The sequence below is a fragment of the Streptomyces incanus genome, from assembly GCF_042656345.1.
Taxonomy (GTDB): domain Bacteria; phylum Actinomycetota; class Actinomycetes; order Streptomycetales; family Streptomycetaceae; genus Streptomyces; species Streptomyces incanus.
This window is the reverse complement of the sequence record NZ_JBHSPC010000014.1, coordinates 94,148-119,530: the sequence shown is the minus strand read 5'-3', so window position 1 is coordinate 119,530 and position 25,383 is coordinate 94,148. Positions and strand designations below refer to the sequence as shown.

Sequence of the window (25,383 nt, the reverse complement as noted above, 5' to 3'; positions counted from 1 at the left end):
GCGGAGCCGACCAGCCGCGTCCGTGGGGGCCGGGGCGGGACGGGTGAGCCTCTCCCATCGGGTGATGGCGGCTCCGTACGCGCCCCATCGCCGGTCCGCTCCTCGGTCTCCGGCGCCTGCTCCGCCCAGAGCGGCAGGACCACCGCCGACAAGGGGGGTCGCCATCCCTTCCCGGGACGGCGGCCCGGTGTGCCCGTGTCGCCGGCCCTCGGCGCGGGTAGCAGTGACGCCGCCGCACTGGGCAGGGTCATGTCGCCGTTGCCGTGCCGCTGGTTCGGCGAGCCCTTGGTCCCGTCCGACGCCTTCGGGGTCGGCAGCAGCAGCCACTCGACCTCGTCGGCCAGGTTCGGCCCGTGACCCCCGCTCTTCCTCTTCGACGGATGCTGCGAACCGCCGTTCCTGCCGATGTTGCTGGTGGGCGTCTTCAGCAGGATGTCCGGCGGGCCAGGCGACGGAAGACGCGCTCGCGGCGGTGCGGGGCCCCGACGTCGGAGGCGCGAAGCACGAGCCACTTCGCGTCGTACCCGATGTCGGCCAGGGATCCGAGTACGGCACCGAGTGCCCGCAGAGCAGGCTGACCTGCGGTGTCTCCCAGACACCACGGGCAGGGTTCCACGTCGCCAGGGGCACCGGCGGGTGAGGTGAGGAGGCCGCGCACATTCTCGATCACAACCAGGCAGGGTCGGAGAGTCTGGACCGCACGGGCGACGTGCAGCCAGAGCCCGGAGCGGGTCTGGGCGTTGAGTCCGGCCCGGCGGCCGGCGACCGAGACGTCTTTGACAGGGGAAGCCGGCCGTCAGGACACACACCCGAGGGACGGCGAACCAGTCGACAGTGGTGATGTTGCCCAGGTTGGGGACGCCGGGCCAGTGGCGGGCCAGGATGCGCGAGGCGTTCGGATCGACCTCGGCGTGCCAGGCCAGCGTGCCGCCGAAGGCGGACTGCACGCCCAGGTCGAGGCCGCCGTACCCCGAGCAGAGCGACCCGATCAGCGGGGGACGCGCCGGGGCGACGAAGTCCGACGTCGTGGCGCGATGGGCCGGTGCAGCGGAGGGAGGAGTGTCAGTCAACGCGAAGTCCCTGAAGAGGAAGGGGAGGTGTACTGGGCGGTGAGGTGTCAGGGGTGGCCGCGCGAGGGCGACCGGGCGGCGGCCGGCGCGGGGACAGGGCCGGTCGGGGCTGGGGGTGATACGGCTGGGTGTGGCGTGCTGCGGGCGCGGGCGGCCTGCACCCGGGCGGGAGGTGGTCCGCCCGCTGATGGAGCGGAGGCCCCGGGCTTCGGAACCGGGCTGCCGTTCGCGGTCGCCCAGCGGGCACGCACCTCGTCGAGCGGGCCGAGTGCGTGCAGGGCGTGGTTGATCAGCCGGCCGGGGCCCAGGGCCTCGTCCTCAGCCAGGGCCCGGATGGCACGCGCGGAGGCGGCTGCGGTGCGGGTGAGCGAGGAGCGCATCACCCGGTGCCCGAACCAGTCGGCGCTGCTTGGGACCATCCCGTCGCAGACGGCGGCCAGTCGCTCGCTCGACAGGGTGCCGTCGGCCAGGAGGCCGCGCCGCTGGGCCTCCCAGAGCAGGGTGATCCGGTCGATGGGTTCGCCCCGGTGGTGCAGCGCGCTCAGGCACCGGTAGAGCTGCCCGTGGGCCGGGTCGGCGAAGTCGCCCGGCCGTAGCCAGGCCACCACCTCGTCCATGGCCCTCGGCTGCTCGGTGAGGACGGCCAGGAGGAACCGCTCGTCCTCGGCGACCTGGTCGGCCCGGACCGGCGGCGGGACGGCCGAGGCGGCAGTGGGCGCACCGGTGGGCGCGACCGGACGGGGGTCGGTTCCCCAGCGGCGTGCAAGGTCGGTGAGCACTCCGTTCAGGACGTCCGCCGTACGCAGCGCTCCCTCGACCTCGCCCTGGACGGCGTCGGCCCGAGCCGCCTGATGGAGACGGATCGCGTGCTGGGCGATGGTGCGGTGGATCGCTCCTTCCAGCACCATACGGCCGTACACCGGGGCGTGCTCGGTGCGTGGACACGCCTGGATCATGGTGTGGGCGTACGCCGCGGTGAGCCCTCGCACGTGCAGGCCGGCCTCGTCGACCGCGTCGGTCACCCACGACAGCGGCAGCGGACCATCGGCCGAGAGTGCAGGGTGACCGTCGCTGCGGAGCTTGCGGAGCGCGCCGAACAGCGCTTGGTGGACGGGTCGGTAGAAGTGATCCGGCGCGAGCCAGTCCAGGTGCGAGAGCTGGTCGGGGTCGAGGAGCACGGCGCCGAGAACCGCCTGCTCGGCACTCAGCAGCGGGTTCATCGACGGTCTCCCGGATCAGGTGACGAGGGCTCGCTCTGCCGGAGGCGGAGGCTGGCGACTGTCCGGTCGGCAGCAGCCATCGCCTGGGCGAAGTCGTCCAGGACGGCGGTGAAGGCGGGATCTGAGGCGGGGACCGAGCCGGTCCTTCCGATCAGCCACCACTGGCCGCTGCGCAGAACGACCGGAGAGTGGGGCAGCCGCTGGGGACGCGGTGTGGGCGCGTTCATGCCGACAGCCCGAGCTCGTCGCGGCCGATGTTCTTCGCGAGGGCCCGCTCGGTGATCGCCTTCGTGGCGCGGGCGGAGGCCGGGCCGACCACCTTGGCGGAGGGCTCCTTGTACCAGGGCTTGAGGTTGAGCATGGCGACCCGGATGCCGGTGGCCAGCAGCAGCACCTTGCCCTTGGGCAGGGCGCGGATCGCGTCCGGCGGCAGGATCCGCTCGGTGCGCATGCTCACCGAGGTTGACTTGCCGCCCTCGCTGGTGGACACCGAGGTGGTCTGGACGTCGTGGTCACCCACCTGCCTGCTGAGGCGGTCGGCGAAGTCGGCGTCGTCGATACCCGATCCGATGATCTTGACGGTGGCGGCGGAGTACAGGGCGTCCATGCCGGCCTCGCCCCAACACCGCTGGCCCTGCCGGTAGGACTGCAGGATCGTCATCGGGATCACGCCCCGGCTGCCCAGGTGGCTGTACAGGTCCGGGAGGTCCGAGATGCGGCACACGTTCGCCGCCTCGTCGAGGACGCACAAGGCTGGCGGGTCGAGCCGACCGCCGGAGCGCTCGGCGACGATCACGGCCGCGCGCATCACGGCATCGGCCGCCGCCGCGATGATCGCGCTGGCGCTGCCGCCGCCGTCCTTGCTGAGCAGGTACAGGGTGTCGCGGGAGGTGGCGAAGGCGAACGGCTGGAACTCGGGGAGGTCCTCGTCCGGCGTGACCCAGGCGGCGACATCGGGGTCGAGCAGGCAGCTCGCGTACTGCCGCGCCGTTTCGTAGATGCCGTCACGGGTCTCGGTCGCGCCGGAGACGGTGCCCTGGAGCTGGGCGGCGACCGCGTCGTGGCCGGCGTCGGTGAGCAGGTCCACCGGGGTGCGGTCGGCCGGCATGGCGAGCCAGGCCAGGACGTCGGTGATCGGCCGCCGGTGGCTGGCGGCGGCCAGGAACAGGGCGCCGAGGGTGTTGCTCGCGGCAGTGGACCAGAAGTCGGAGCCGCTGGAATCGTCCACGCTCGCGGTGACGAAGTGCCCGGCCAAGCGCTTCGCTCCGGCGAGGTCGCGGGCGTCGGCGAGGATGTCCCACCACATCTCGCGGGGATGATGGGCGATCTGCTGGGGGTCGAGGGTCCAGATCGCGCCGACCTCGGCGCGGGCGTCCACGGTGGCGGTGAAGGCGTCGTTCGCGGCCTTGTTGCTGGTGAGCAGGACCGGGCCGGGCGCCGAAAGGATCGCTGGGATCGCGAGCCCGGACGTCTTGCCGGAGCGCGGGGCCATGATCGCGACGATCACGTCCTCCCAGGACGCGCGGACCTCGGCACGACCGGGGTCGAGGGTGCCGAGCAGGACGCCGCGGTCAGCGGGAGCGACCTCTTTTATCTCCCGGCCGCCCAGAGACGGACGCAGGCTCTTCGCCTTGGCGACGATCTCCTTGTCCAGCAGGGGTGCCAGGTCGGCCTTGCGGGCGAGGCCGGACTTTGAGCCGCCGCGCCAGCGCGTCCACAGCACCGCTCCGGTGGTGATCAGGGCCATGGTGAGCATGCCGGGAACGACGCGGGCGCCGATCAGCAGCGCGGTGGTGTTCAGGTTCGGCCACAGCACGTCGGGGTGCAGCAGGGCGTCGGTGGCGTGGAACGGGGCCCACGGTCCGTTTCCTGTGAGGGTGTTGGTGAGGTTTCCGGTCAGCCAGGCGAGGGAGCCGAAGGCCACGGCGGTGCCGAGGACTCCGAACAGGAGGTAGAGGAGCGCGTCCGATCCGGTGGTGGTCGAGGGCGCGCTGGTGCGCGGGGAGGGCACGGCGGTTCCTTGGGTGTGCGAGCGTGCGGGGGCGGGGCGCGCTCGGCTCTCGTACAGCGCATGGGGCTACTCCTGAGGGCTTGAACGGAAACGCTTCAGCGAGGACGGCCGGCGGGGCGCGCGGCAGGCCGGCGGTGATGAAGACGACCTGGGTCACCGCCGGGGGCCCGAGACGCACGGCGAGTATCCGGCCGCGTTGGGCTGCGCTGTTTCGGAACCGGGCGCCGAGGAGACCTCGGCCTTGACCGCTGCGGGCGACGTGGCCAGAGCAGCACCCCGGTGATCGCGCAGCGTCCGTGCCGCGCTGTGTACCTCTGACGCGGTGCCGATGCGGCGCAACTCGGCCTCGGAGTCGATGAGTTCGGACTGCGCCGAGCTGACGAACTCCGAGGCGAAGCCGAACCGATCGGCGAGTGCATACGCCTCCTCGTCCAGGGCGTTGACCTGTTCCCCCACCGCCTCCAGCGCCTCCCGGACACGCTCCAGAGCACCGTGCTCGGGGTGAAGGAGGTGGCCGACCTCCTGCTGGAGGTCGGCCCCGTTCTCGGCCGCCCGGATCCGGTCCGTGATCCTGAGGAGTTCCGCTCCGGCGGCGTAGGGCCCGAGCGGGTGCACCGGAGGGGCCATCCGGGCCGTGTCGAGAGAGTGCGGAAGATCGACTTCGTAGCGGGCGGCGCGAAGCATCTCGGCCGCATGGGTGGCGATGGCGACCTTGTCGGCGAGCGGGGTGGTGGTGGGAAGGCGATGGCGCCGGCCGTGCCAGTCGTCGATCTGCTGAAAACCGGCGTGCCTGAGGAGCTGGGCTGAGAGGTCGTCGGTGGCGCCCTTGGCGACGACGCTTCCACTGAACTCGGACTTTATGGTGATCGAACGTGTAGGCAAGAGGGCTCCTGGGCTCGGGGAGAACAAGGGACCCGGATGATCGGGGCAGCAGGGAGAGAATCCGGCGCATCCGGGATTTGGCTCGGCCGGGGATCGCTGGTAGAAGCCGCAGGCAGCTTGGGGCTCCGGCGCGCCAGTGGCGGAAGGAGACGGGTGTCCCGCTGCAGCGGGGCACCCGGTCGGTCAGAAGTAGGGGTTCTCGGTCGGCCGGTCGGCCCCGGTAGCGGCCTGGAGCAGCTCGGTGAGGTCGTCCGGCTGGGAGGAACGCTGATCGATCCACCACCCGGCGCGGGTGACGGTACGAGCGCTCTCCTCGACCCCCTCCCACTCCGTCTCGCTGGTTTCGCCCTCGGTGACCAGGGCGGTGTAGGCGGCGGTGAGGATCTGGTGGCGACAGCGCACACCCCAGGAGACGGCCCGCTCGGTCCCCTCCAGGGGAGGCATCCGGTACTGCTCGGACCAGGATTCGGACGCGTCCTGCTCCTCGGCGCGCTTGGCCTTGAGCCAGGCGACCTTGTCCTGCTCGTTGCCCTTTTTGGAGGCACGCCAGCAGTCGGTGCACTCCTGCCTGGCGAGCCATTCGGCGAAGCCCGCCCGGCGGTCGGCCGGTCGGTCGGACAGGTCGCGGTCGGCATGGTGACCACAGATGTGATTGATCGGCCAGATGGTCTTCACGGCCATGGGAAGTTCTCCTTACGGGAGTTGGATCAGCGATCGCGTGAGAACGCGATGCGGGGGTCGGCTGGCCGGACCGCCGCTGCGGGGACGACGGGGGCGAGGGCCGGCGCCTTGCCCGGGAGGCCGACGCGGGCCGGGCTGGCGGCGAGCGCGGCGGCGCTGATCGGAGATGCACGAGGGGGGACCTGGCCGCGTTCCCGGGGCGCGGCCGGCGCGGCAGCAGGGCGGGGACGTGCTGCTACGTCCTGAGCGAGGCGGGGCTGCACTGCGACCTGGAGACCCGACCGGTGCAGGGCCAGAGTGGCGTCGACCACCTTCCCCAGGGCTTCGCCGCGACCGGTGGTGGCGGGCAGTGTGTAGATGTCCAGGCTCGAGTCGTGCCGCCAGCCGTGCTCCACCAGAGCCAGCCCCGTAAGGCCGGAGGCACGGTCGTCGATGGCCGCGACGATGCCGAGCTGCGGATGCTCGGCGATGGCGACGTCGGGCTCAAGGAGCGGCTCACGGTCGCGGACTGGTGCCGTGTCGGGTGTCAGCGCGGGGTCGAGTGCGGCGTCCACGTCAACCCGGTAGCCGGCCTTGCGTAGCAGTGCGATCGCGCGGGTCGTACGGCCCTGCCCGTCACGGTTCTGGTTGGCCAACGAGTACAAAGTGGGCTGGTCTGGGACGGGGTGGAAGTCGAACCCCTTCAACATCCACGTGCTGGCTGCGAGGTTCTTCGGGTTCGCGGCGACGATGCCGTAGACGGGATGGTGGCCGAAGGCCAGATCGGGCATCGCGTCGTAGTGGCTGGGCACGGCAGATCCATCCGGGGTGGGCGCGGTCGGAGGTGTGGGCGGCGAGGGGCGAATCGCTTCTGCCGGTGCGGTACACGAAGGACTCCAAGGCGGTGGGTGGTCAGCGACCGGGGACGGACGAGGGGCGTGCGGGCGGCAGCGCGGCGCGCGCGGATGACTCCGCCGGCGGATCGGCTGGGAGCGCGTACTGCCCCGCCGACGGCGAAGGGACGAGAGCGGCGCTCATCCGGGACAAGGCAGGGGTCGGCGGATCCGAAGCCGGAGGGACAGGAGACGAAGCGGGCGGGACGCCATGGGCGCCGGGAGCGGACCGGGTGAGGGCCACGCGCGCCCGTTCGGCCTGCGACGGCCGTTCGGCGTCCGCCCGGTCGGCCAGGTACTCGCCGGCCCGGACGAGCGCCGGGCCCTGATAGGACAGCTCGTGCGCGTAGTGCCAACCCTCGGTGTTGCGGTGCTCCTCCGCGCGCTCCTGGTAGAGCTGGAGCGAGCCCGGTTGCGAGCCGTCCATGAGCGCCATGATCTGGTCCCACTCCTGCCGGAGCCGGCTTGCTCGGACCAGGGTGGTGTCGAGCCCGCGCAGCCGACGCAGGTCGTCGCTGATCGGCCCCTCGACGTAGTCGGGGCCGTCGGCGGTGGCGCGGACCCCAGCCAGCACCTCGGGCCCGTGGTCGAGGAACACCTCGGCGTGCTTCCAGGCTTCGGCGTCGCGCTTGACCTTGCCGTCCGCGTAGACGTCCTCGTCGAGGGGCCAGCCGTCCGCGTCGCAGAGAGAGTCCGAGACCGCGTCCCAGGCGTCGGACGCCTCGTTGATGCCGGCGGCGGCCGAGGCCAGTGCCGTGAGGTGCCGCCGCCACGCCAGGGGGTCGGTGGCCACCGGTGGCTGGTTCTTACCGGAGGTGGGAGAAGTGGAGGAAGCAGACATGATCGATCCTTGTGCCTGTGCCGGTCGTCTGGTTGGGCTAGGCCGCCATGCGGGCGTCGGTGTCGAACAGTTCGCGCTCGGCCGGGTGCAGGATGTGCTGCGTGATGAAGGAGCGGCCGGCGACCTTCCACAGGCCCCGGCCCTTGCTCAGGGCGGACACCGCCTGGGTCTCGACGCCGGTCAGGCCGAGCAGGGACGCGGCGGCGGCGAGCTGGTCCGGCTCCTGGCGGTAGATGATGCGGGTGGAGCAGTCGGCCAGGAGGCCCTCGGCAAGCACCCGACCGCGCGAGCCTGCGTCGCCCGCCGAGAGCAGGTCCGACAACCGGTGGATGACCATCAGGTTCGCGATGCCCAGACCTCGTGAGAGCTTCCACTGGCTCTGCATCCGCTCCAGCAGGCCGACGTGCCGCATCAACCGCCAGGCTTCGTCGTAGATCACCCAGCGCCGGCCGCCGTCGGGGTCGGCGAGGGCGGACTCCATCCACGCGCTCGCGCAGGTCATCGCGAGGACCAGCGCAGTGTCGTCGCCGCTTCCTCCGAGCCGGGAGAGGTCGATGGACAGCATGGGGGTGGTCGGGTCGAAGGCCACCGTCGACGGGGCGTCGAACATGCCGCTGAGGTCGCCGTGCACCAAGCGGCGCAGGGCGTGCGCGAGGTCCTGGGCGGCCGATCCGAGGTGTCCGGCCTGGTGACCGAGAGCGCGGTCAAGGCGTTCGGGGGACCCGAGGGCGTGCGCGATCTCGCCGAGCAGCGGCACCGTGCCACGGGCGGCGGCATCGGCGACGACCAGGTCCAGGGCGAGGTCCAGGGCGGTGTGCTCCATCGGCAGCAGATCGCGCTTGAGCACGGTGCGTGCCAGGCCGGCCAGGAGCAGGAGGCGGCGCTTGCGTACCTCCGTCGTCCAGTCGTCCTCGCTGACGGAAACGGGCCGGGCGGGGGCGTCCAGTGGGTTCAACCTGCCCGGGAGTCCCGGGCCCAGAGCGATGCTGTAACCGCCGAGGGCCTGTGCGACGCCGGTCCACTCGCCCTTGGGATCGCACGGGATGTAGATCCGGTAACCGTGGGCGATCGACCTGGTGGCGATGGACTTCGCCAGCGCCGACTTGCCCATGCCGATGATCCCGGCGAGGACGGCGTTCGGGTTCGTGAACCCCTCGATCCGGCCGCTGTTGTACAGCGAGAACGGGTCGAAGCAGAAGGCCGCCTCGGCGTGGACATCCCGGCCGATGAACACCCCCTCCGCGCCCAGGCCGCCCTCGGCCACGAAGGGGTAGGCCCCCGAGGCCGTGGCGGTGGTCATCCGGTGGGCGGGCAGGTCGAGCTTGCCGCCCCGGGCGGAGGCCGGGCCGGGGCGGCCGGCCGGCGGGTAGGTGGGCCGAAGTTCCGGGTCGAGGACCTGCTCGGCGCGGTGCTTGGGCGGTGTTCCGGCGCGACGGGCCTGGCGACGGGCCTCGGCGAAACCGGCTCGGGCGGCCCTCTGCTCGGCGCGCGATGTCTTGCGGGGCACGAACAGGGGGGAGGCGCTGGCGCGAGTGCGGGACATGGACGTTTCTCCAGATGGTGCGGCGGGTCAGCGGCGGACGAGGCCGGTGAACGGCGCGTGCAGGTCGGCCGGGGTGGTGCGGCGTCGCACCAGGTGCGCGGCGCGCTGATGGCGCTGGCAGACGGTCAGCTCCGGCGCCCCTTCGGGCAGACCGGCCGGACACGCCTCGGGTTCGGGTACCTCGCCGGAGTCCGGCCGGGGCGCCGCGTGGTAGGCGGCGTGGAGGTGCTCGGTGGCCTGCCAGATGCGAGTGCGGGCGGTGCGGAGCTGGTCGCCCTCGCCCACGACGAGCTGCCCGGTGCGACCGGCGTGGGCGTCGAGCAGTCCGTACAGCGAGACGAGAAGAGCGTGCAGGGCGTCCAGCTCGGAGCGGGTGGTGACCAGCGGGCCGCCCGGGACGTTGAGCGCACGGTGGAAATCGAGTGCCGCGGTGGCGAAGGGCACGAAGTCCTGCGCGGTCGGGCTGGCGGTACGGGACATGAGGGTGCTCTTTCGAAGCGAAGGGGTGTCAGGCGGCGAGCGCGAGCGGCAGAGCGGCGGCGGTGAACGCCTCGGCCTGCTGCCAGGTCAGCGGCCGGAGGTCGAGCTGGGCACCGACGGCCGCGGTCTCCACCACGGCGCAGGCGGTGCGCAGTTCGTCCTCGGAGTCGGCCGAGACGGTCAGCAGCCCGGTCAGGGCGACGTCGGCGTGACCCGCGATGAGCTGTCGCTCACGTGCCTTGATGTCCTGGTACTCGATCGAGTCCGCCTCGGAGTCGACCCGGCCGCGCCGGGCCCGCTCGGCGGCGTCAGCAAGAACGCTGGACTTCCTGCGCCGGACGTCGCGCAGGGCGGCGTCCAGTCCCTTCGGCTCGTAGGAGAGTGACAGCGTGCGCCGGACCCCGCCGGTGAACAGCAGCTGGTGCAGGAACCCGGCCGACGCCTCGGTCCGGGGCCAGTTCTCCACCCAGTACGTGGTGTGGACGGCCGAGTCGGTCACGATGTGGTCCGCCTTCTCGACGACCACGACGGGTCCTGCGGAGGCGGGGTCGGCCTCGGGTCGGCCGGCGGTGGACCACCGGTCCAGCGTCGCCAGTGCCTTGGGGTCGTAGGCGGTACGTACCACGGCGGCGATCTCACGGGCGGTGAGCCAGCCGACGGGGGTGAGTCCGGCGGTCCGCGCGGCCTGGTCGAAAGTGGAGGTGAGCTGCGCCAGGACGCCGAAAGCACCGGTGAGGCCGCCGCCGGCCTGCTTGATCAGTCGTCGTGCCGCCTTGGTGTCCAGGGACACCGCGACGTACGCCTCGTGCGGGGCGGCTGCCGGGCCCGCGCTCTGGATCAGCTCGTTGTAGATCGCGCCGGCCATGGGGGTGTCGGGTCGACCGTGCTCTTCCCAGTAGCGGCGAAGCGCGTCGCCGGAGTCCGGGACGGTGCGTTCGATCACCTGGATGCGGGCGATCTGCCCGGTGCGGGCGAGCGCGGCCAGCGCGCGGCCCCAGCCGCCCACGTTGGCCTGCTGGGTGCCCGGGTCGAGCAGGGCGTAGGCGCGGGAGGAGACCTTGACCACCGCGGTCAGCGTGCCGGTGTGGGGGTTGTGGACCGCGCCGTAGCGGCCGTCGGGAGCGGTGACCACGCGCAGGCTGGCGGCGGTGCCGGGAAGGTGGAGCAGTCCTTCGCGGGTGGGCCGGCGGGAAGGCCGGGTGAGCCAGACGAGCTGGCCGCGCATCCGGCGCAGGGCGTAGCGGGCGACGATCGGAGCCCAGTCCGCCAGAGCACGGCCCCGGTGGCGGACGAAGACGAGGAGGGCGATGACGGCCCACAGCGGGATGAGCTGGAGCGCGCCGACCACGCCGCGCGTGAGGACCACGGCGAGAAGGAGGAGGCCGGTGAGGCCGGTGACGATCAACTGCGGGGCGGTCAGGCCGAGCAGAACGCCGCGCCTGCTGCGGTAGGGGAACTTCACGGTGGGCGCGGGGGACTGGTGCTTGCCGGACATGGTGTTTCCAGACGTGGGAGCGGGCGGAGGACGAGGCGCGCGACGCTCTTCTGGAGGTCATGGCGAGAACCCTCCTGCTGGTCGGGTGAGGTGGGGGCGGGCCGTGGAGTGCGGCCCGCCCCCGGGAGTGGTGGGTCAGGAACCCGACGGTGGCTGGGTGGGGAAGACCCAGTTGGTCGGCGTGGGAGAACCGGCGGCCGGCGGTCCGGCGGGAGACGGCGGTGCGGCCGGGGCGCCTGAGGCCGAAGGCGCGGGACCGACAGGTGGCATGGAGGTCATGCCGCCGCCCGGAGCCGCTGCGTCGGCGAGATGACCGGAGCCGCCCGCAGCGCCTTGGACGGCCACCCCGGACCCTTCCGGCTCGTCCTCGCCGGGACGCGTGATCAGCGGCGGAGTCCCCGGGCGGTGGATCAGGGCCCGGCCCTTGTCACCGGTGGAGTTCGGGTCCTCGCCGTACCGGAAGCGGGTCTGCGGCCTGGGCGGGCCGGAGTCGATACCCTCCTTGCTGAGGTTGCCGCCGGAGGGGTCGATGCCGGAGGCGACACCGTCGGTCCCTGCGCCGGGGACCTGGTTCGGACCCTGCGGGGCGGGGGTGCCGGTGCCGGCCCGCAGTGCGAGGCTGCCCGCGGTCTTCGCCGCGCCGGCGGCGACCGCCATGCCGGCGACTCCGGTGCGGTGCATGTCGTCGTGGCCGCCGCCGTCGCTGGCCCAGTGGACGAACTTGTACGTCGCGTACGGGCAGAGCAGCACCAGGACCATCACGACGATGCCGGCCATCGCGTCGGACAGGGCCGCCATCCCGTCGCTGGCGTCGCTCTTGCCCATGGCGGAGACGCCGATGAGGAAGACGACGGTCATCAGGAGCTTGGAGACGATCAGGGTGCCGGTGGCCTCGATCCAGCCGCGCCGCCACCGCTTGGCGACCTCCCAGCCGCCACCGGCCCCGGCGAACACGGCGAGCGTGACCATGATCAGGACGCCGACCTTGCGGGCGACCATCACGCCCCAGTAGAGGAAGGCGCCGATCGCGCACCCGAAGGCGACCAGTGCGGAGACGCCCCAGCCGAGGCCGTACATGGCTCCCATCTGGTCGACCTTGACCACGCGGCGGATCGCGTCGTCGATCGAGGTGTTGGCCGCTTGGAACAGCCCGTCGGACAACGCGTCGACCACGGTGACGGCGACAGTGGTGAAGGCGATGGCGGAGAAGCTGAACAGGACGCCGGTCATGGTGCCGAACGCGGCCTTGGCGAGAGCGCGTTCGTCACGACGCCAGGCCGCGGTCATGAGCTGGATGCAGAAGATGCCGACGGTCAGGGCGAGCCCGATGGGCAGCAGCAGCTCGTAGTTGTCCCGGAACCACCCGGCGTTGAGGTCGATGGCCGTCGTCTTGTTGACGGCCTTGGCGGCCAGGTCAGCCGCGCTGGCCGCCAGTTCACCCGCCGACTTCGCGATCCACGCCCCCAGGCCGTCGGTGACGGTGCCGGCGGGATTGGTGGCGAAGTCGACGGCGCCGCAGACCTTGTCCATCAGCGGGAAGTCGCAGACTCCCATGGCTCGTACCTCCTTACTGAGGCGGGGTCAGGGCGCGACGGACGGCATGACGCCGACCAGGGCGCAGGGGTGGTCGGGTCGGCACTGGACCGCGAGGGTGGTGGACCGGCTCTCCGCGCCGCCCGCCGACGAGCCCTTCCAGGCGATCGACTGCTTGCCGGAGACCGTGACGGCGTAGACGTACGCCTCGGTGATCGCCCCGGGATCGGCCTGGAGGGCCTGGGTGAAGGCGTGCGGGAAGTGCCCCTCGTTCACCTCGGCGGTGGCGAACTGGCGGTTCGCGGCCATCTCCTTCCACAGCACGGGCGAGGGGACGACCTTGTCGACGGAGGCCGGGTCGGAGTACTTCGACTCCTTGGTCAGCCAGCCGCGCAGCGCCTTCCGCAGCTCCGGCTGCGAGTACGCGCGGGTGTCGTACGACCACAGCGCTGCGGCGGCTGCCTTCCCGTACTTGATCGGGTCCTGGGTCTTCGGCGGGACGGGAAGGGCATGGGACCGCGCGTGCGGGCCGGCGGGTGCCGTGGGCGAGGACGACGCCGTGGGCGAACTCGGCGGTGGAGCGGGAGCATCGGAGGGGCTTCGGCCGTCGCGGGTGAGGTACGCGGTCAGGCCGGCGAGGGAGACGAGCACCGCCAGGAGGGCGGTGCCGAGCAGCGCCCGGCGGCGCACACGGGATGCGCCGCCGGGGTGGGTGGAGTGCTGAGCCATCAGTGGACCTGCGTCCCGAGCGTCGAGAAGAACGCCACCACGCCGTTGGCCGCACCGAGCAGAAGGGCGGCGCCGGCGCTCACCAGCACGCCCTTCTTCCCGTTCGCCTCGGCCTGGTGACCGCCGGAGTGGTGGCCCCAGGCCCACACGCCCGCGCTGACGGCGAGGGCGCCGACCACGGCGATGAGTCCGAAGAGGTTGATCGAGCCCATCACCTGCTTGAGGACGTTGAGGCCCGGCAGACCGCCCTCGTTCGGCTTGATCCCGGGATCGTAGGCGAGCTGTATGACCTGGTCAGCGAGATACACAGGGAACTCCAGTTCGAATGAGTGCACGCCGAAGCCCAGAGCGGGCGAAGCAGCGCTGCGAGAAGAGGGGAGGGAGGGGAGTCGCCGGTCAGACGACCCGGCGGACTGCGAGAATCCGCGATTCCCAGGACGCGAGGGCCGTGATCCGCACCACGTCCCCGGTGTGTGGGGCGTGGACGATCAAGCCGTGCCCGATCGCCATCCCGATGTGCTCGGGCACGGCGGCCGTCCCTTCGGAGAAGAGGAGATCGCCCGGCTTAACGGCGTCGACCGAGACGGCCTTGCCGTCCTTGACCTGCGTGTACGTGGTCCGCGTCAGGGTCACCCCGGCGGCCTTGTACGCCTGCTGCATCAGGGACGAGCAGTCGCAGCGGCCCATCGGGTCTGTGCCATGGGAGTCGGTGCAGCTCCCACCCCACTGGTACGGAGTGCCGAGCTGACCCAACGCCCACCGGATCGCCGTCTGAACCTCTCGCGGGGCAGTGGCGGGGATCTTGTACTCGGCCGGCAGCGCACCGGCCGGGATGGTGCCGAAGTCCGTCCCGTCCCCGTCCGCCGAACAGCGGCCCGCGGTAATGGGTGAAGGACTGCTTGCGTCGGCCGAGCCGGACGGCGAAGGACCCGGCGACGGGTTGCCGGCCTTCTGCAGCAGGGGCTCGATGGCCTTCTGCAGGGCGGTGGCCAGAGGCTCCCACTTGGCGTACGCATCGGGGAAGCCCGACTTCTGCACCGCTTGGGCGGCCTGGGTGACGGACAGGGACTGCCAGCCGGAGACCTTCTTGAGCCCCTCGTAGAACTTGGTGCTGGCGTGCACCGGGTCGAGGATCTCGTTCGCCGTTCCCCAACCCATCGACGGCCGCTGCTGGAACAACCCCAGCGAGTCGCGGTCGCCGTAGGTCAGATTCCGCAGGCCGCTCTCCTGCAGGGCGGTCGCCAGGGCCACGACCTGCCCCCGGACGGGGATGTTCATCGCGACGCCCGTGGCCTGGATCGTCTTGGCGTTGGGCACTTGCTCGGCCGGCTCGTCCAGGCCCGGAACAGAGACCGAACCCTTGTCGCCGCCGTCCAGGATGGCCGTCACCTGCTTGGTGACGGCGGCGGTATCCACACCCTGTGCAGCGTCGGTAGAGCATGAGGCCGAGGCGGTACCGGCGCCGATGGCGAGGATGGGAAGGGCCAGCAGCAGCGAGCCTGTCGCGCAGAGACCGACAAGGGCCCCGGTCGCCTTCTTCATCGCCGCCGCCGTTCACCAGGATGGCGGTGACGGCCAGGTGACAGCGGTGGGTCAGGGCGTGGGCGTATCAGGACATGCTGCATCGCAGCGGCTCCTCGGTGTTCGTAGGAGGCGCGGTGCCGACTTCTCGTGCGAAGCCGCCGGCACCGCGCCGATGTGCATCGGCCTCTCGGGCGGGCCGGGTCTGAGGAGGTGGCGGCTCCCGGACGCCGGTCCCAGGTCACGCGCGGCAGCCAGCCGCGTTCGTAATCTCAGGCAGTACACCGGGACCTCCGGAAGGCACTCGGGGATGCATGGACAACGTGCCCCCGACGCTGCTCGTTTGGACGAGAAGGCACGGATAAGCACAGGTCAAAAGGGGTGGAGCGGGGCTCCTGCCCGGTGACACGGCGAGACAGTAGACCCGGATTCCGGCCGCACCAAACGACTGTCATCCCGGGGCCCGCAGCAGGGGAGACCTCGTTAGGCGCGGCCGGAATCGGCCGTTAACCTCCGGTGCAACCCCGCCTGAGACGACCGCTGCTGAGCGCTGTCCGGAGCGGGCCCGGATCCGCCGTGCCCGAAGAGAGGTCCTCCCCATGAGCTACACGCTGCACCGGGGCGACGCCCTGACCGTCCTGAAGTCCCTCCCTGACGAGAGCGTCCACGCGGTGATCACCGATCCCCCGTACAACTCCGGTGGACGCACCAGCTCGGAACGCACCGGCCGCACCGCGCGAGCCAAGTACGTCACCAGCAACAGCGCCCACGACCTCGCCGACTTCCCCGGCGAGAACCGCGACCAGCGTTCCTACCGCTCCTGGCTGACCGAACTGCTCACCGAGGCGTACCGGGCCTCGACCGAGCACGCGGTCGCCATGGTCTTCACCGACTGGCGTCAGGAGCCGACCACCTCCGACGCCCTGCAGATGGCGGGGTGGACCTGGAGTGGCACCATCCCGTGGATCAAGCCCTCCAGCCGGCCCCGCAAGGGCGGTCCGAAGCAGGACTCGGAGTTCATCGTCTGGGGCGTCAAGGGCTCCCTCGACAACACCCGCGACCTCTACCTGCCCGGCCACTACATCGCCTCCCAACCCCGCAGGGGCCGGGTCCACATCACCCAGAAGCCGGTCGAGGTCATGCAGCAGCTCGTCCAGGTCTGCCCCGAGGGAGGCACTGTGCTCGACCCGTTCACCGGCAGCGGCTCCACCGGGGTCGCGGCCCTGCGCGAGGGACGCCGCTTCGTGGGCGTCGAGTTGTCCGCGCACTACGCCGACGTCGCCGAGCAGCGGCTGCGCGCCGAGCTGACGAAGGACGACTTCGAGTTGGCCGGACCGGAGGCATGAGCATGAGAGTGGAGAGCCCGGGGCCGGTGGCCCGCAGACGCCGGAGGGCGGCTGGTGCATCGAGTAGCCGATGCGCCAGCCGCCCTTCCCGTTACGTCAGGCCGCTTCGAACGTCCGTCGGATGAGCGGTGCTGCCTTCTCCAGGTCGGCCGCCGAGGCGAGGCGCATCTCCAGGTCCCCGGTCCCCAGGTGGCCGATACCGCGCATGTCCCGGGTGAAGCCCTCCTCCAGCTCGACCGTGTCCGGGTCGAGTCTGAGGTACGCCAGGATCGCCTCGTGCTTCGGACGGAAGATCACCGACGCTATGTTCACCAACCGCTGGTAGGCGATGTAGTGCCGCAGCGGCGCCACCTCCACCTCGCCCCACGCCGTGAGCGCCTCGTCCAGCTCCGCGTACAGGTCCCGCAGACACTCGGGGACGAGGCCGACCCCTGCCGGCAAAGGAGTCACCGGCGCCGTCGGAGCGCTGTCGACTGTCGTTGCTCGCTCCCGGCTCCGCCGAGACGAGGCGGCGCTCGGGAAGCCGGGCGCGGAGTCGACGAGCAGCAAGCCCAGAAGACCACCCTCGAAGATCCGGTAGCGCACCAGGTCATCCGCTCAGGCAGACGCTGCACGGCCACCCTGTCGTGGTGCGAGAAGCCGGCCGCGATGCAGACCATCCGCGGACGACGCCAGTCGATCGACACGGCGGCTTCCACGCCCAGCACCTTCCGCACGAGCGCCTCGAACTGCAGACGCAGGAACCGGTCCGCCTCCGTGTGCACCGTCCCCTCGGGCCACACGATCGTCCACGACCGCCGCCCGTCTTTCCGCTCGATCTGCTGGACCCGCAAGTCCCCGACCACCACGTGCCGTGCCACTCGTACTCCGTACCGACTCCAGAACATGGCAGACGTCCCGGACACGGTCGGTAAACAAGCCTGGGACGTGCTGGTCACAGTCCCAGACGGACATCACGGGCAGGACTACCTGCGGTCGGTAAATTCGATCAGCGCAGGAGTGTCGTTCTCGTCCAAGCCGAGCGAGTCGATCCGGCCCCGGTGCCAAGGTCCGGTCGGATACTCGGATGCGAGGAAGCGGATGCCGAGCATGGCCTCCATGCTGGCCTCGATCCGGCGCTGAAGCTGCACCTCCAGAGCCACCGTCGAACCGCGCAGCTCGACGTCCCAGCCATCGGCATCCGGCCGGAACAGCTTCAGGTCGCTCACTTGCCTCCCGGTCCTCCCCGATGCCAACAGTCGGACAATCGACCGGAGGGCACGGTTATTCCGCGCTGTCGGGCTGCCTTTGTGAGGGAGCCTGCCGACCTTCGGAGCCTTGTCGGCGTAGACGGGGGAACGGGGCTTGAACCAAGTGGAGTTGTAATCATTCGCCCTGTTACCTGGATCTGGCCTGCCCTCAGCCGCCTAGGGGACATACATTGGCCTCAGTTGATCGTCAGGGGGGCGATGTCTTGGCAGGGCGCGATCTTCGGATGCTGGTCAGCTCGAACGACCTGAGCACCTCGGCGAACGAGGCGTTCACCAGTCGGCAGGCGCAGTGGCAGGCGGTGACGGCTTCTCTCCTCGGACACACGCTGCGACCTGCGGACCAGACCGAGCAGCCGGACGAACTCGGCGGTGCCGCGTTCGTTCTCGGGTTCCCCCACGAGGAACAAAGCGAGAAGGAGCACCCCGGTGAGTGAACGAGACCACCTCGTCGAGGATCTCGTAGCTGAGATCCTCGGTCCCCGCGGAGGGCCGAACGAGAGGCTGGGGGGCGACGAGGACCCGCTTGACGAGTACATCGTCGGTGTCCTGGCTCCGTTCTCATCCCCTTCGGTCGAGGTCGACTCGGACCAAGAGCTCGTCGGTGACGAGGTGTCGGGCAGTGATGACGACCTCGATCCAGGCGAGTCCGTGTCAGGACATCAGCCCGCCGACGTCGACATTCCGTCGCTGGTACTCGACCCTCGCGCCAGGCCGTCGTCGATGGGCGTCTCCCTGGCGGTCAGCGCCCCTGACAGGCCACTCCTTGACATCTGCTGTACGTGGGCCAGGTACCGCAAGGAGGCCAACGGGGAGTGGAGCCGGGAGCCTCACGGGGCTGTCTGGCGCGACGTGGACTGTTCCGTCGACAGCCCGCTGAGTGACCCCGCGGACCCAGGAGTCGTGGTGAGGGTCCGTAGCCGAAGGGACTCCCGCGGCATCTGGAAGATTTCGGTGTTCGTGGTCAACCTGAGCTCTGTGGAGTCAGACCACCCCTCCCCGTCGGAGCACGTGTTCCAGCCCCAGGTGCGTCTGCGCTGTCAGGGCGGAGCCGAGCTGGTTCCACTGGAACACCAGCACCTGGCACAGGACGAGGAGGACGCGAGCCTGGCGCTTCTCTACGAGGACCGTCCCGTGCTCGCCCGAGGGCACCTCTGCTCCGCCGTCTGGCGTCAGGTCGACCCAGAGCGCCCGCATCCGGGAGGGTTGGAAGCAACCAGGCCCCCGTTCAGGTGGTCCGACGGGCGTCACCTGTTCGAGGAAGGGACGGTGGCCGAGTTCGAGCCGGCTGACGTCCGGTCTGAGTTCGTTCCTGTGGTTCCCGTCAACGCTCCGGACAAGGGCTGGCCAGCCGACGCGGGAGATCCACCTGAGCTTGACCCGATGGAGCTGGCCCAGATCACGGATGGTGCCGTACTCCGCCTGAGGCTGGAGCCGCTCGCGGACGCCTACGAACGCTGGATCGAGGGCCAAGCCCGCGGGGTTGAAAGCCATGAGCCAGGCACACCGGCCCAACGACACCTCTCCGGGTGCCGACGCGCGCTGGATCGGATCCGCGACGGGATCGAGCTGTTGGCAGACGACCGCGACGCCCTCCTCGCGTTCTGCTTCGCCAACCAGGCGATCGCCCTCCAGTCGCAGTGGACCAAGGGGAGGGCCAACCGCTGGTGGCCGTTCCAACTCGCTTTCCAGCTGGTCAACCTACGGGGAATCGTCGACGACGCCCACGAGGACCGCGAGGTGTGTGACCTGCTCTGGTTCCCGACCGGTGGAGGCAAGACCGAGGCTTACCTCGGACTCGCTGCCTTCACCCTCGCGCTTCGGAGGCTTCGTGCCCAGCGAGGGCAGGATCCTGGCGGAGGAGCAGGAGTGACCGTCCTTTCTCGGTACACACTTCGGCTCCTCACCATTCAGCAGTACAGGAGGGCGCTCGCGATGGTGACGGCGTGCGAGCTCCTCAGGGTCAGCGGCTCGCCTGGACAGCGTGGCTGGCGGCCGTCCGGCTGGGAGGATCTCGGTGACGTGCTGTGGGGCTCCACCAGGTTCTCGGTCGGACTGTGGGTGGGCGGCAACGTGACCCCGAACAACCTGCAGGACCTCCAATACCGTGACGCGAACAACAGGATCATCACGGCCCACGGCGCCATCTCGATCCTGGAGGGGAAAGAAGGCGAAGGTGACCCGGCGCAGATCCTGAACTGCCCGGCCTGCAGGTCGACACTGGCGATTCCCCCGGAAGGCCTGCGCGAGGGCGACACGGGTGTGCTGCACTTCGTGGTGGGCGACCCGGATCCGGCTCTGGGCCCGAACGTCGCGCCGCAGCTGTCTGAAGAGCCCTTCGAGGTGACCGCCGTCACGGTCACCCGTCATCCGGACCCCTCGTTCGCGACCGTGTCCGTTCTGTTCCGCGTCACAGCGGACGTGTCTGACCAAAGCGTCGACAAATGGTTCAAGGGGCATGCGAGTCGTCTGCTCGGTTCCAGGTCTTGGCCCGTCTTCGCCCGCGCGAGCCGTCCTGGATACTTCGTGCGGACAGTCGAGTGGGGCAGGCAACGAAGCGAGAAGCCCGTCGAGTTCGAGATCTTCTGCCCGAACCCGAAGTGCCCGCTCAACTCCGACCTGGCCTGGTCCGAGACGACCGAGGTCGGTGCCTGGCCTGTGCTGCCGGCCTTCGACCGGGGTGACGGTTCCTCGACGCACTGTCCTGTCCCGGCGTGGACAGTAGACGAGCAGGTCTATTCCAGGTGCCCGTCGATGGTCGTGGCGACGGTGGACAAGTTTGCCCGCCTGGCGTTCGAACCGAGAGCCGGCGCGTTGTTCGGCAACGTCGACAGGCTCAACGAACACCTGGGCTACTACCGGGCCTGGGCACCTCCGGCAGGGCCGGCGACACTCCCACGAAACGCCCGTGAGGAGGTGACGTCCGGGAACGACGTTCCCGTCCGTGGATTCCGCCCACCCGACCTCGTGTTGCAGGACGAACTGCACCTCATCGAAGGCCCTCTGGGCAGCATGGTCGGTCTTTACGAGGCTGGCATCGACCTCCTCTCCACGGTGCACGACGGCGAAAACACTGTCAGGCCGAAGTACGTCGCCTCCACCGCGACCGTCCGGAGGGCCGAGGAGCAGGTCCGTTCGCTGTTCGACCGGAGCCTGCAGGTTTTCCCTCCTCAGGGCCTCCGTGCCGAGGAGACGTTCTTCTCCTCGACCGGTTCCTCGCACCCGCTCGACGCGCAGGAAGCGGGTCGTCTGTATGTCGGAGTGCTCGCCCCCGGACGAGGAGCACAGACACCCATCGTCCGGATGTGGTCGCGTCTGCTCCAGACACCCCGCAACCGACTCGAGGCCGGCGTCGCACAAGAGGAGCTGGACCCGTTCTGGACGCTCGTGGGCTACTTCAACGCTATCCGCGAACTCGCCGGAGCCGTTGCGCTGGCCCGTCAGGACATCCCCCAACGTCTCGGGAGCGTCGCCGCGTCGCCGCGGACTCTGGACGAGCAGGAACCGATGGAGCTGTCCAGCCGCACCAGCTCCCTGAGGCTCCCGGGCATGCTCGAGGAGCTGGGAATCCGGCTGGGGCCCGGCCGGGAACCGGCGAACGCGGTCGTCGCCACCTCCATGTTCGGCACGGGTGTCGACGTGGACAGACTCGGACTCATGGTCGTACACGGGCAGCCGAAGACCACCTCCTCCTACATCCAGGCCACCGGCCGTGTGGGCCGGGGTGTAGGTGGGCTCGTCGTCACCTTCTACCGGGCCTCGCGTCCGCGGGATCTCAGCCACTACGAGTACTTCACCGGCTACCACACCACGCTCTACCGCCACGTTGAGCCTGTCACCGTCAACCCATTCGCACCCCGGGCAAGAGACAGGGCCCTTGGACCGGTGATGGTCAGTGTCCTTCGCCAGGCGGCGAGGATCCCGACCGCGACGGGTTCCGTGGAGGTCGACGAGCGGTGGCGGATCCAACAGCGGCTCAGTAACGGGGGCTGGTTCTGCCGTGCCCACGAGATGAGCAACGCCCACACAGACCCAGAGGTGGACCTGCTCCCCGGCATCCTCGAGGAACGTGCCACCCAGCAGCCGCCCCTCCGTCGTCCACCGTCATCGGAGACGGAGAACCACGCGCGCTCGGAATTGGAGCATTGGCGGGAGGTCGCTGACCGCGTCGGTGATGCCTTGCTGTACCACGAGTCGACGGTCACACGTCCGGCCTCTCGCCCGGTCGTCCTGGGCGACCTCGCGCATCTTGTCGCGAACATGGATGAGGCTTATGAAAACGCGCCGAACTCTCTACGAGAGGTGGAGGCCACCACCACGATCAAGGGAAGAGGTTGAACCGTGAGCCGTCCCTACCAGGAGGTCCGCCCCTCTCAGTTCGTCATCACCCTCGGCCCTGGAAGCATTCTCGAGACAGGATCCGGGCCGGTCGTACTCAAGTCGATGGACACACTCTTCAACGAGATCGGCCGTAACCCCCAGGACTTCGAGATCGTCGACAAACGGCTCTCACGACTCGAGCTGGACGGTGCACGCATCGCTCGTGTGCCAACCAATGCCGAACTCGGGCTTCCCTCGGACAGAACGATCTACCCCACCCACGCGTTTCCCTTCTGGTCCCTGTGCACACAGCACCGACCGCACCAGGTTCTGTACGAGACGAGAAACGGATGTCCGGAGTGCCCATCGGTGTCGGCACCGCAGCGTCGGGAGAAGGCGGGGCGTGAGGCGATCCGTTTCGTGCAGGCATGCGAGAACGGTCACTTGGACGAGGTCTATTGGCACGGACTCGTACACGAGGGGGGAGATTGTGACACGAAGCACTACCTGTGGCACGGAGGTGGCCGCGCCCTCCGACTCGTCCGCATTGAGTGCCCCCGTTGCCACGTCACCGCGAACTTCGGCCAGGCGTACGCGAAGTCCTGGCGCTGTAGCGGCCGCATCGTGGAGCACGGGGGGCGCCCGGTGCCGACAACGGCGCGGTGCGTGAAGAAGGCGCGCATCGTCCAGCGAGGAGCTGCCAACCTCCGGCTCAGCCAGCTCCAGAGCGCACTGACGATCATGGATATGCCGACCCGCCTTCACGACATCCTGAATGACCCGTCCCTTACGGGAGCAGTCGGTGCACTCCATCGCCGCGGTCTCCTCGACCAGGTCGCGCTCATGGAAGAGGCGGAGCAGGCCGGGCTTGCCCCGGGTGCCCTCGAGTACCTGAAACAGACAGCCTGGTCCGAGATCAGCAAGGCGCTTGACCAACTGCTGGGGTCCGGTAACACGGGCTCGTCGTCGCTACGTGACGACGAGCTCGACCGCCTTCGCCAAGCGACGACCTGTGGTGTTCCGGCGGTACCCCACCCGCATCCCGGCTCTCCTCCGCTGTTCGAGGTTCGCCAGGACGACGTGCGCCTCGTACAGGGCCCCGACCGGCGTCACGGGCTGCGCGTCGCACCCGTCAGCCGTCTCCGCATGGTCATGGTCCAGACCGGCTACCAACGGTTGGACCCGCAGAAGGCCCAGAAGATGTCCACCGCTTTCGGCTGGAACGGCACCACCTGGTACCCGGGCATCGAGCTCTTCGGCGAGGGCGTCTTCATCGATCTCGCTGGTGACTCGCTCTCCCTGGCAGGCAGCCGGGCCAACCAGTGGAACGATCGGTTCAGGAGTGATCCACACGGTGATCCCTCGCTCCACCCCGTACACGTCTGGTGGCACTCTCTCTCCCACCGCCTCCTCAGATCGCTCTCAGTGGACTCCGGGTACTCGTCCGCAGCGATCCGCGAGCGGGTCTATCTCAGCGTGCAGGACGGCAGGGTCACAGGCAGTGGACTCCTCCTCTACACGGTCCAACCCGGAGGAGATGGCACCCTTGGGGGTCTGGTCGCCCTAGTCAACCGGTTCGAGCACGTTCTTTCGCACGCGCTACGAGACGTCGAGAGCTGCTCGAACGACCCGTTGTGCCATGAGGCGCCGTCGGTGGGGGCGGAGGGAGTTGCCTGCTACTCGTGTCTCCTGGCCTCGGAGACCTCGTGTGAGCACCGCAACCAGGGGTTGGACCGCCTTCTTCTCGCTGAGAACCTACCGTGACCTGCTGAGCAGGTTGATCGATCACCGACCGCTTCGGCGTGGGCTGGCGGACAGCCGACGCAGAAGCGGTGTGGCGTCGGACTACGTGCGGCTCTGGTTGCTCGACCAGTAGTCGGAGTACCGCTCGTACGCTAGTTGTCCGCTGAAGCGGATGTTGTCCTCGATGTCCACGACCAGGCAGCTCTTCGTTCCACCGAATCGCGGTCCGCGCATGCCCCGACCGATCATCTGCTCGTACAGGACCGGGCTGGTGGTGGGACGACCGACTACCAGGGCTTGTACCGCCGGAGCGTCGAAGCCGGTCGTGAGGACACCGTAGTTGCAGAGAACGGACAGACGTTCGTCGCGGAACTGTTCGATGAGTGCGCGCCGCGTGGCACTGCGCGTATTGGAGGTGACGACCTCCGCGGCCCGGCCGGCGCGTCGCAGCAGAACAGCCATTGCTATGGAGTGTTCTACGGTGCAGCCGAAGAACAGCGTCGGGCAGTCCGGCGGTAGTTCGAGCAGCTGCTCGAGCAGGGCACGGTTCCTTGCGTCCGATTCACCGATCTTACGGAGGAAGTCAGGGTGGAAGTCCTTGAACTGGTCGAAGTGTGCACGGTGGCTTTCGACGTCGTCCATCCGGAACCCGGGACCGGCATAGGAGAGCACCTTGTGCTCAGGCCGTGACAGGACGTCTCGCCGACGGAGCTCGGACACGATGTCGTTCCCCAAGGAGCGGGAGCTGAGAAGCTTGCTGTGGAACCTCTCCGCCAGTTGGCGAGTCTCGGCGTCGACCCTCCGAAAGGGTGTGGCTGTCAGCCCGATGACGGGAACCGGGGCCTTCTGTCCGAGTTCGATCCCCAGGAACCGCAGGACTCTGCTGTAGCTGGGGGCCAGCATCCGGTGCGCCTCGTCCACAACCACCGCACCCAGGTTCTCGCGCAGCAGCTCGAGTTCCTGTTGTGTCTCGTCATTGGTGCCTCGAAGAACCGCGTCAAGCTTCTGGATGCTGGCCACCACGATGTCGGGGTCGCTCGGGACCGAGGCGCTTCCCCAAAGTCGGGCAATCTCCATGGTGCGCCGTACCTGGTCATTGCGGTGCCCCAGGTCGGTCCACACCTCACGGAACGCCTGGACCGCCTGCTCGCACAGCTCCTCGCTCTGGGCGATCCAGAGAACGGTCTGACGGCGTGGCTGGGAGAGGCGCCACTCGATGAGGCTCTCCACCGCGGTCCTGGTCTTGCCGGCTCCTGTGGGTAGCGTCAGAACACCACGGTTGGCGCCCGGTGCCCCGGAGAGTACCTCGATCACCTGCTCCTTGAGGTCCTGTTGAAAGTCCTCCAGGTCTCGGAGAGGCACGAAGGGGGCAACTTCCAGCGTGTCCGGCTCCCGTGCACTCCCCGGCAGGCCCGCAAAGGCAGGCGGGATATCGAGGACTCGTGCGAAGTGGCGAGGCCAGCTCTTGCCGGGCCTCCACGTGCGCTCCGCGATCTTCTTGGCTTTGGCTCTGCTCCCACCACGGCTGCGTTCGCCACCTCGGTAGTCGTGCAGCGTCTCCAGCTCGTCCTCCGATGCGGAAAGTGCAAGCCGTTCCCGTAGCGTCCTGGACTCAAGAAGACCGAAGCCCGACCTGTCGACCAGGAACTCGGCAAGCTCGTCCTCGGGAAGCTTTGACCGCAGCCTTCCCGATCCGTTCTCGACCGCTGCGATGATCCACTCCACCGACTTCCTGGAGCGAGATCTCCCTCCGCTCTCGAGATCCTCGATCACCGCTCGCAGATCCCGCGGGGCGAGACGCCGACGCAGTACTTGGATTGCCTGGGAGCGGTCCTGCTCGCTCAACTGG

The 25,383-nt window shown here is 69.6% G+C and carries 19 protein-coding genes and 3 pseudogenes; 4 read left to right on the top strand and 18 right to left on the bottom strand.

From position 1 onward, the window contains the following. Positions 1-424 precede the first annotated feature (424 nt). The 15 genes and pseudogenes from ACFP2V_RS05370 to ACFP2V_RS05300 all read right to left on the bottom strand — a co-directional run. Positions 425-724, bottom strand: a pseudogene (locus ACFP2V_RS05370) (DNA cytosine methyltransferase); the annotation flags it as partial. Positions 725-845: 121 nt separating this feature from the next. After that, a pseudogene (locus ACFP2V_RS05365) lies at positions 846-947 on the bottom strand (DNA cytosine methyltransferase); the annotation flags it as partial. A 170-nt stretch (positions 948-1,117) separates the two neighbouring features. Beyond that, positions 1,118-2,290, bottom strand: a complete 1,173-nt coding sequence (locus ACFP2V_RS05360) for a DnaB-like helicase N-terminal domain-containing protein (RefSeq protein WP_381206177.1) — start codon at positions 2,288-2,290, stop codon at positions 1,118-1,120. A 223-nt stretch (positions 2,291-2,513) separates the two neighbouring features. Continuing rightward, positions 2,514-4,301 carry a type IV secretory system conjugative DNA transfer family protein gene (locus tag ACFP2V_RS05355; RefSeq protein WP_381206174.1) on the bottom strand — a complete coding sequence of 596 codons (1,788 nt, stop codon included), beginning with the start codon at positions 4,299-4,301 and terminating at the stop codon, positions 2,514-2,516. Between the two features lie 153 nt (positions 4,302-4,454). Continuing rightward, complete coding sequence (locus tag ACFP2V_RS05350) at positions 4,455-5,183, bottom strand: hypothetical protein (RefSeq protein ID WP_381206171.1); 729 nt, start codon at positions 5,181-5,183, stop codon at positions 4,455-4,457. Between the two features lie 183 nt (positions 5,184-5,366). After that, positions 5,367-5,864, bottom strand: coding sequence for a hypothetical protein (locus ACFP2V_RS05345; protein WP_381206169.1), 498 nt, complete (start codon positions 5,862-5,864; stop codon positions 5,367-5,369). 26 nt (positions 5,865-5,890) lie between these two features. After that, positions 5,891-6,655, bottom strand: a complete 765-nt coding sequence (locus ACFP2V_RS05340) for a hypothetical protein (protein ID WP_381206166.1) — start codon at positions 6,653-6,655, stop codon at positions 5,891-5,893. 226 nt (positions 6,656-6,881) lie between these two features. Continuing rightward, a pseudogene (locus ACFP2V_RS05335) lies at positions 6,882-7,514 on the bottom strand (hypothetical protein); the annotation flags it as partial. A gap of 100 nt (positions 7,515-7,614) precedes the next feature. Then, the gene (locus ACFP2V_RS05330; RefSeq protein ID WP_381206163.1) at positions 7,615-9,120 is read right to left on the bottom strand and encodes an ATP-binding protein; all 1,506 of its coding nucleotides are present in this window, start codon (positions 9,118-9,120) and stop codon (positions 7,615-7,617) included. A 27-nt stretch (positions 9,121-9,147) separates the two neighbouring features. Then, the gene (locus ACFP2V_RS05325) at positions 9,148-9,600 is read right to left on the bottom strand and encodes a DUF6238 family protein (protein ID WP_381206160.1); all 453 of its coding nucleotides are present in this window, start codon (positions 9,598-9,600) and stop codon (positions 9,148-9,150) included. A 28-nt stretch (positions 9,601-9,628) separates the two neighbouring features. Then, positions 9,629-11,095: an SCO6880 family protein gene (locus ACFP2V_RS05320; RefSeq protein ID WP_381206157.1), complete on the bottom strand. Its 1,467-nt coding sequence runs from the start codon at positions 11,093-11,095 to the stop codon at positions 9,629-9,631. Positions 11,096-11,230: 135 nt separating this feature from the next. Beyond that, positions 11,231-12,649, bottom strand: a complete 1,419-nt coding sequence (locus tag ACFP2V_RS05315) for an SCO6881 family protein (protein WP_381206154.1) — start codon at positions 12,647-12,649, stop codon at positions 11,231-11,233. Positions 12,650-12,676: 27 nt separating this feature from the next. Next, positions 12,677-13,357 carry a hypothetical protein gene (locus tag ACFP2V_RS05310; RefSeq protein WP_381206151.1) on the bottom strand — a complete coding sequence of 227 codons (681 nt, stop codon included), beginning with the start codon at positions 13,355-13,357 and terminating at the stop codon, positions 12,677-12,679. Next, positions 13,357-13,665 carry a DUF6112 family protein gene (locus tag ACFP2V_RS05305; protein WP_023421641.1) on the bottom strand — a complete coding sequence of 103 codons (309 nt, stop codon included), beginning with the start codon at positions 13,663-13,665 and terminating at the stop codon, positions 13,357-13,359. Before ACFP2V_RS05305 ends, ACFP2V_RS05310 begins: the two co-directional genes overlap by 1 nt. A gap of 88 nt (positions 13,666-13,753) precedes the next feature. After that, entirely contained in the window at positions 13,754-14,899 is a 1,146-nt protein-coding gene (locus tag ACFP2V_RS05300) for a C40 family peptidase (protein ID WP_381206148.1), read from the bottom strand. Between the two features lie 578 nt (positions 14,900-15,477). Here ACFP2V_RS05300 and ACFP2V_RS05295 point away from each other — a divergent pair. Next, positions 15,478-16,224 (top strand): DNA-methyltransferase, encoded by a 747-nt coding sequence (locus tag ACFP2V_RS05295; protein WP_381206145.1) that lies wholly within the window; start codon positions 15,478-15,480, stop codon positions 16,222-16,224. 96 nt (positions 16,225-16,320) lie between these two features. Here ACFP2V_RS05295 and ACFP2V_RS05290 read toward each other — a convergent pair whose 3' ends face one another. Then, positions 16,321-16,674, bottom strand: a complete 354-nt coding sequence (locus ACFP2V_RS05290) for a DUF5655 domain-containing protein (RefSeq protein WP_381206142.1) — start codon at positions 16,672-16,674, stop codon at positions 16,321-16,323. A 515-nt stretch (positions 16,675-17,189) separates the two neighbouring features. Beyond that, a complete protein-coding gene (locus tag ACFP2V_RS05285; protein WP_381206139.1) occupies positions 17,190-17,432 on the bottom strand; it encodes a hypothetical protein in 243 nt (80 codons plus the stop codon). A gap of 266 nt (positions 17,433-17,698) precedes the next feature. Here ACFP2V_RS05285 and ACFP2V_RS05280 point away from each other — a divergent pair, with 266 nt between their 5' ends. The 3 genes from ACFP2V_RS05280 to drmB are packed head-to-tail and all read left to right on the top strand — an operon-like array spanning position 17,699 to position 23,555. After that, positions 17,699-17,908, top strand: coding sequence for a hypothetical protein (locus tag ACFP2V_RS05280; protein ID WP_381206136.1), 210 nt, complete (start codon positions 17,699-17,701; stop codon positions 17,906-17,908). Further along, positions 17,901-21,809, top strand: a complete 3,909-nt coding sequence (drmA, locus tag ACFP2V_RS05275; RefSeq protein ID WP_381206133.1) for a DISARM system helicase DrmA — start codon at positions 17,901-17,903, stop codon at positions 21,807-21,809. Before ACFP2V_RS05280 ends, drmA begins: the two co-directional genes overlap by 8 nt. A gap of 3 nt (positions 21,810-21,812) precedes the next feature. Next, positions 21,813-23,555, top strand: a complete 1,743-nt coding sequence (drmB, locus tag ACFP2V_RS05270) for a DrmB family protein (RefSeq protein WP_381206130.1) — start codon at positions 21,813-21,815, stop codon at positions 23,553-23,555. Positions 23,556-23,636: 81 nt separating this feature from the next. Here drmB and ACFP2V_RS05265 read toward each other — a convergent pair whose 3' ends face one another. Beyond that, a complete protein-coding gene (locus ACFP2V_RS05265; protein WP_381206127.1) occupies positions 23,637-25,307 on the bottom strand; it encodes a DEAD/DEAH box helicase in 1,671 nt (556 codons plus the stop codon). Between the last annotated feature and the right edge of the window lie 76 nt (positions 25,308-25,383).

Bases quoted from the DNA above. Each gene is read 5' to 3' on its own strand.
- ACFP2V_RS05360 (WP_381206177.1), bottom strand. From the start codon at position 2,290: ATGAACCCGCTGCTGAGTGCCGAGCAGGCGGTTCTCGGCGCCGTGCTC.
- ACFP2V_RS05345 (WP_381206169.1), bottom strand. From the start codon at position 5,864: ATGGCCGTGAAGACCATCTGGCCGATCAATCACATCTGTGGTCACCAT.
- ACFP2V_RS05330 (WP_381206163.1), bottom strand. From the start codon at position 9,120: ATGTCCCGCACTCGCGCCAGCGCCTCCCCCCTGTTCGTGCCCCGCAAG.
- ACFP2V_RS05325 (WP_381206160.1), bottom strand. From the start codon at position 9,600: ATGTCCCGTACCGCCAGCCCGACCGCGCAGGACTTCGTGCCCTTCGCC.
- ACFP2V_RS05320 (WP_381206157.1), bottom strand. From the start codon at position 11,095: ATGTCCGGCAAGCACCAGTCCCCCGCGCCCACCGTGAAGTTCCCCTAC.
- ACFP2V_RS05315 (WP_381206154.1), bottom strand. From the start codon at position 12,649: ATGGGAGTCTGCGACTTCCCGCTGATGGACAAGGTCTGCGGCGCCGTC.
- ACFP2V_RS05310 (WP_381206151.1), bottom strand. From the start codon at position 13,357: ATGGCTCAGCACTCCACCCACCCCGGCGGCGCATCCCGTGTGCGCCGC.
- ACFP2V_RS05300 (WP_381206148.1), bottom strand. From the start codon at position 14,899: ATGAAGAAGGCGACCGGGGCCCTTGTCGGTCTCTGCGCGACAGGCTCG.
- ACFP2V_RS05295 (WP_381206145.1), top strand. From the start codon at position 15,478: ATGAGCTACACGCTGCACCGGGGCGACGCCCTGACCGTCCTGAAGTCC.
- ACFP2V_RS05280 (WP_381206136.1), top strand. From the start codon at position 17,699: ATGCTGGTCAGCTCGAACGACCTGAGCACCTCGGCGAACGAGGCGTTC.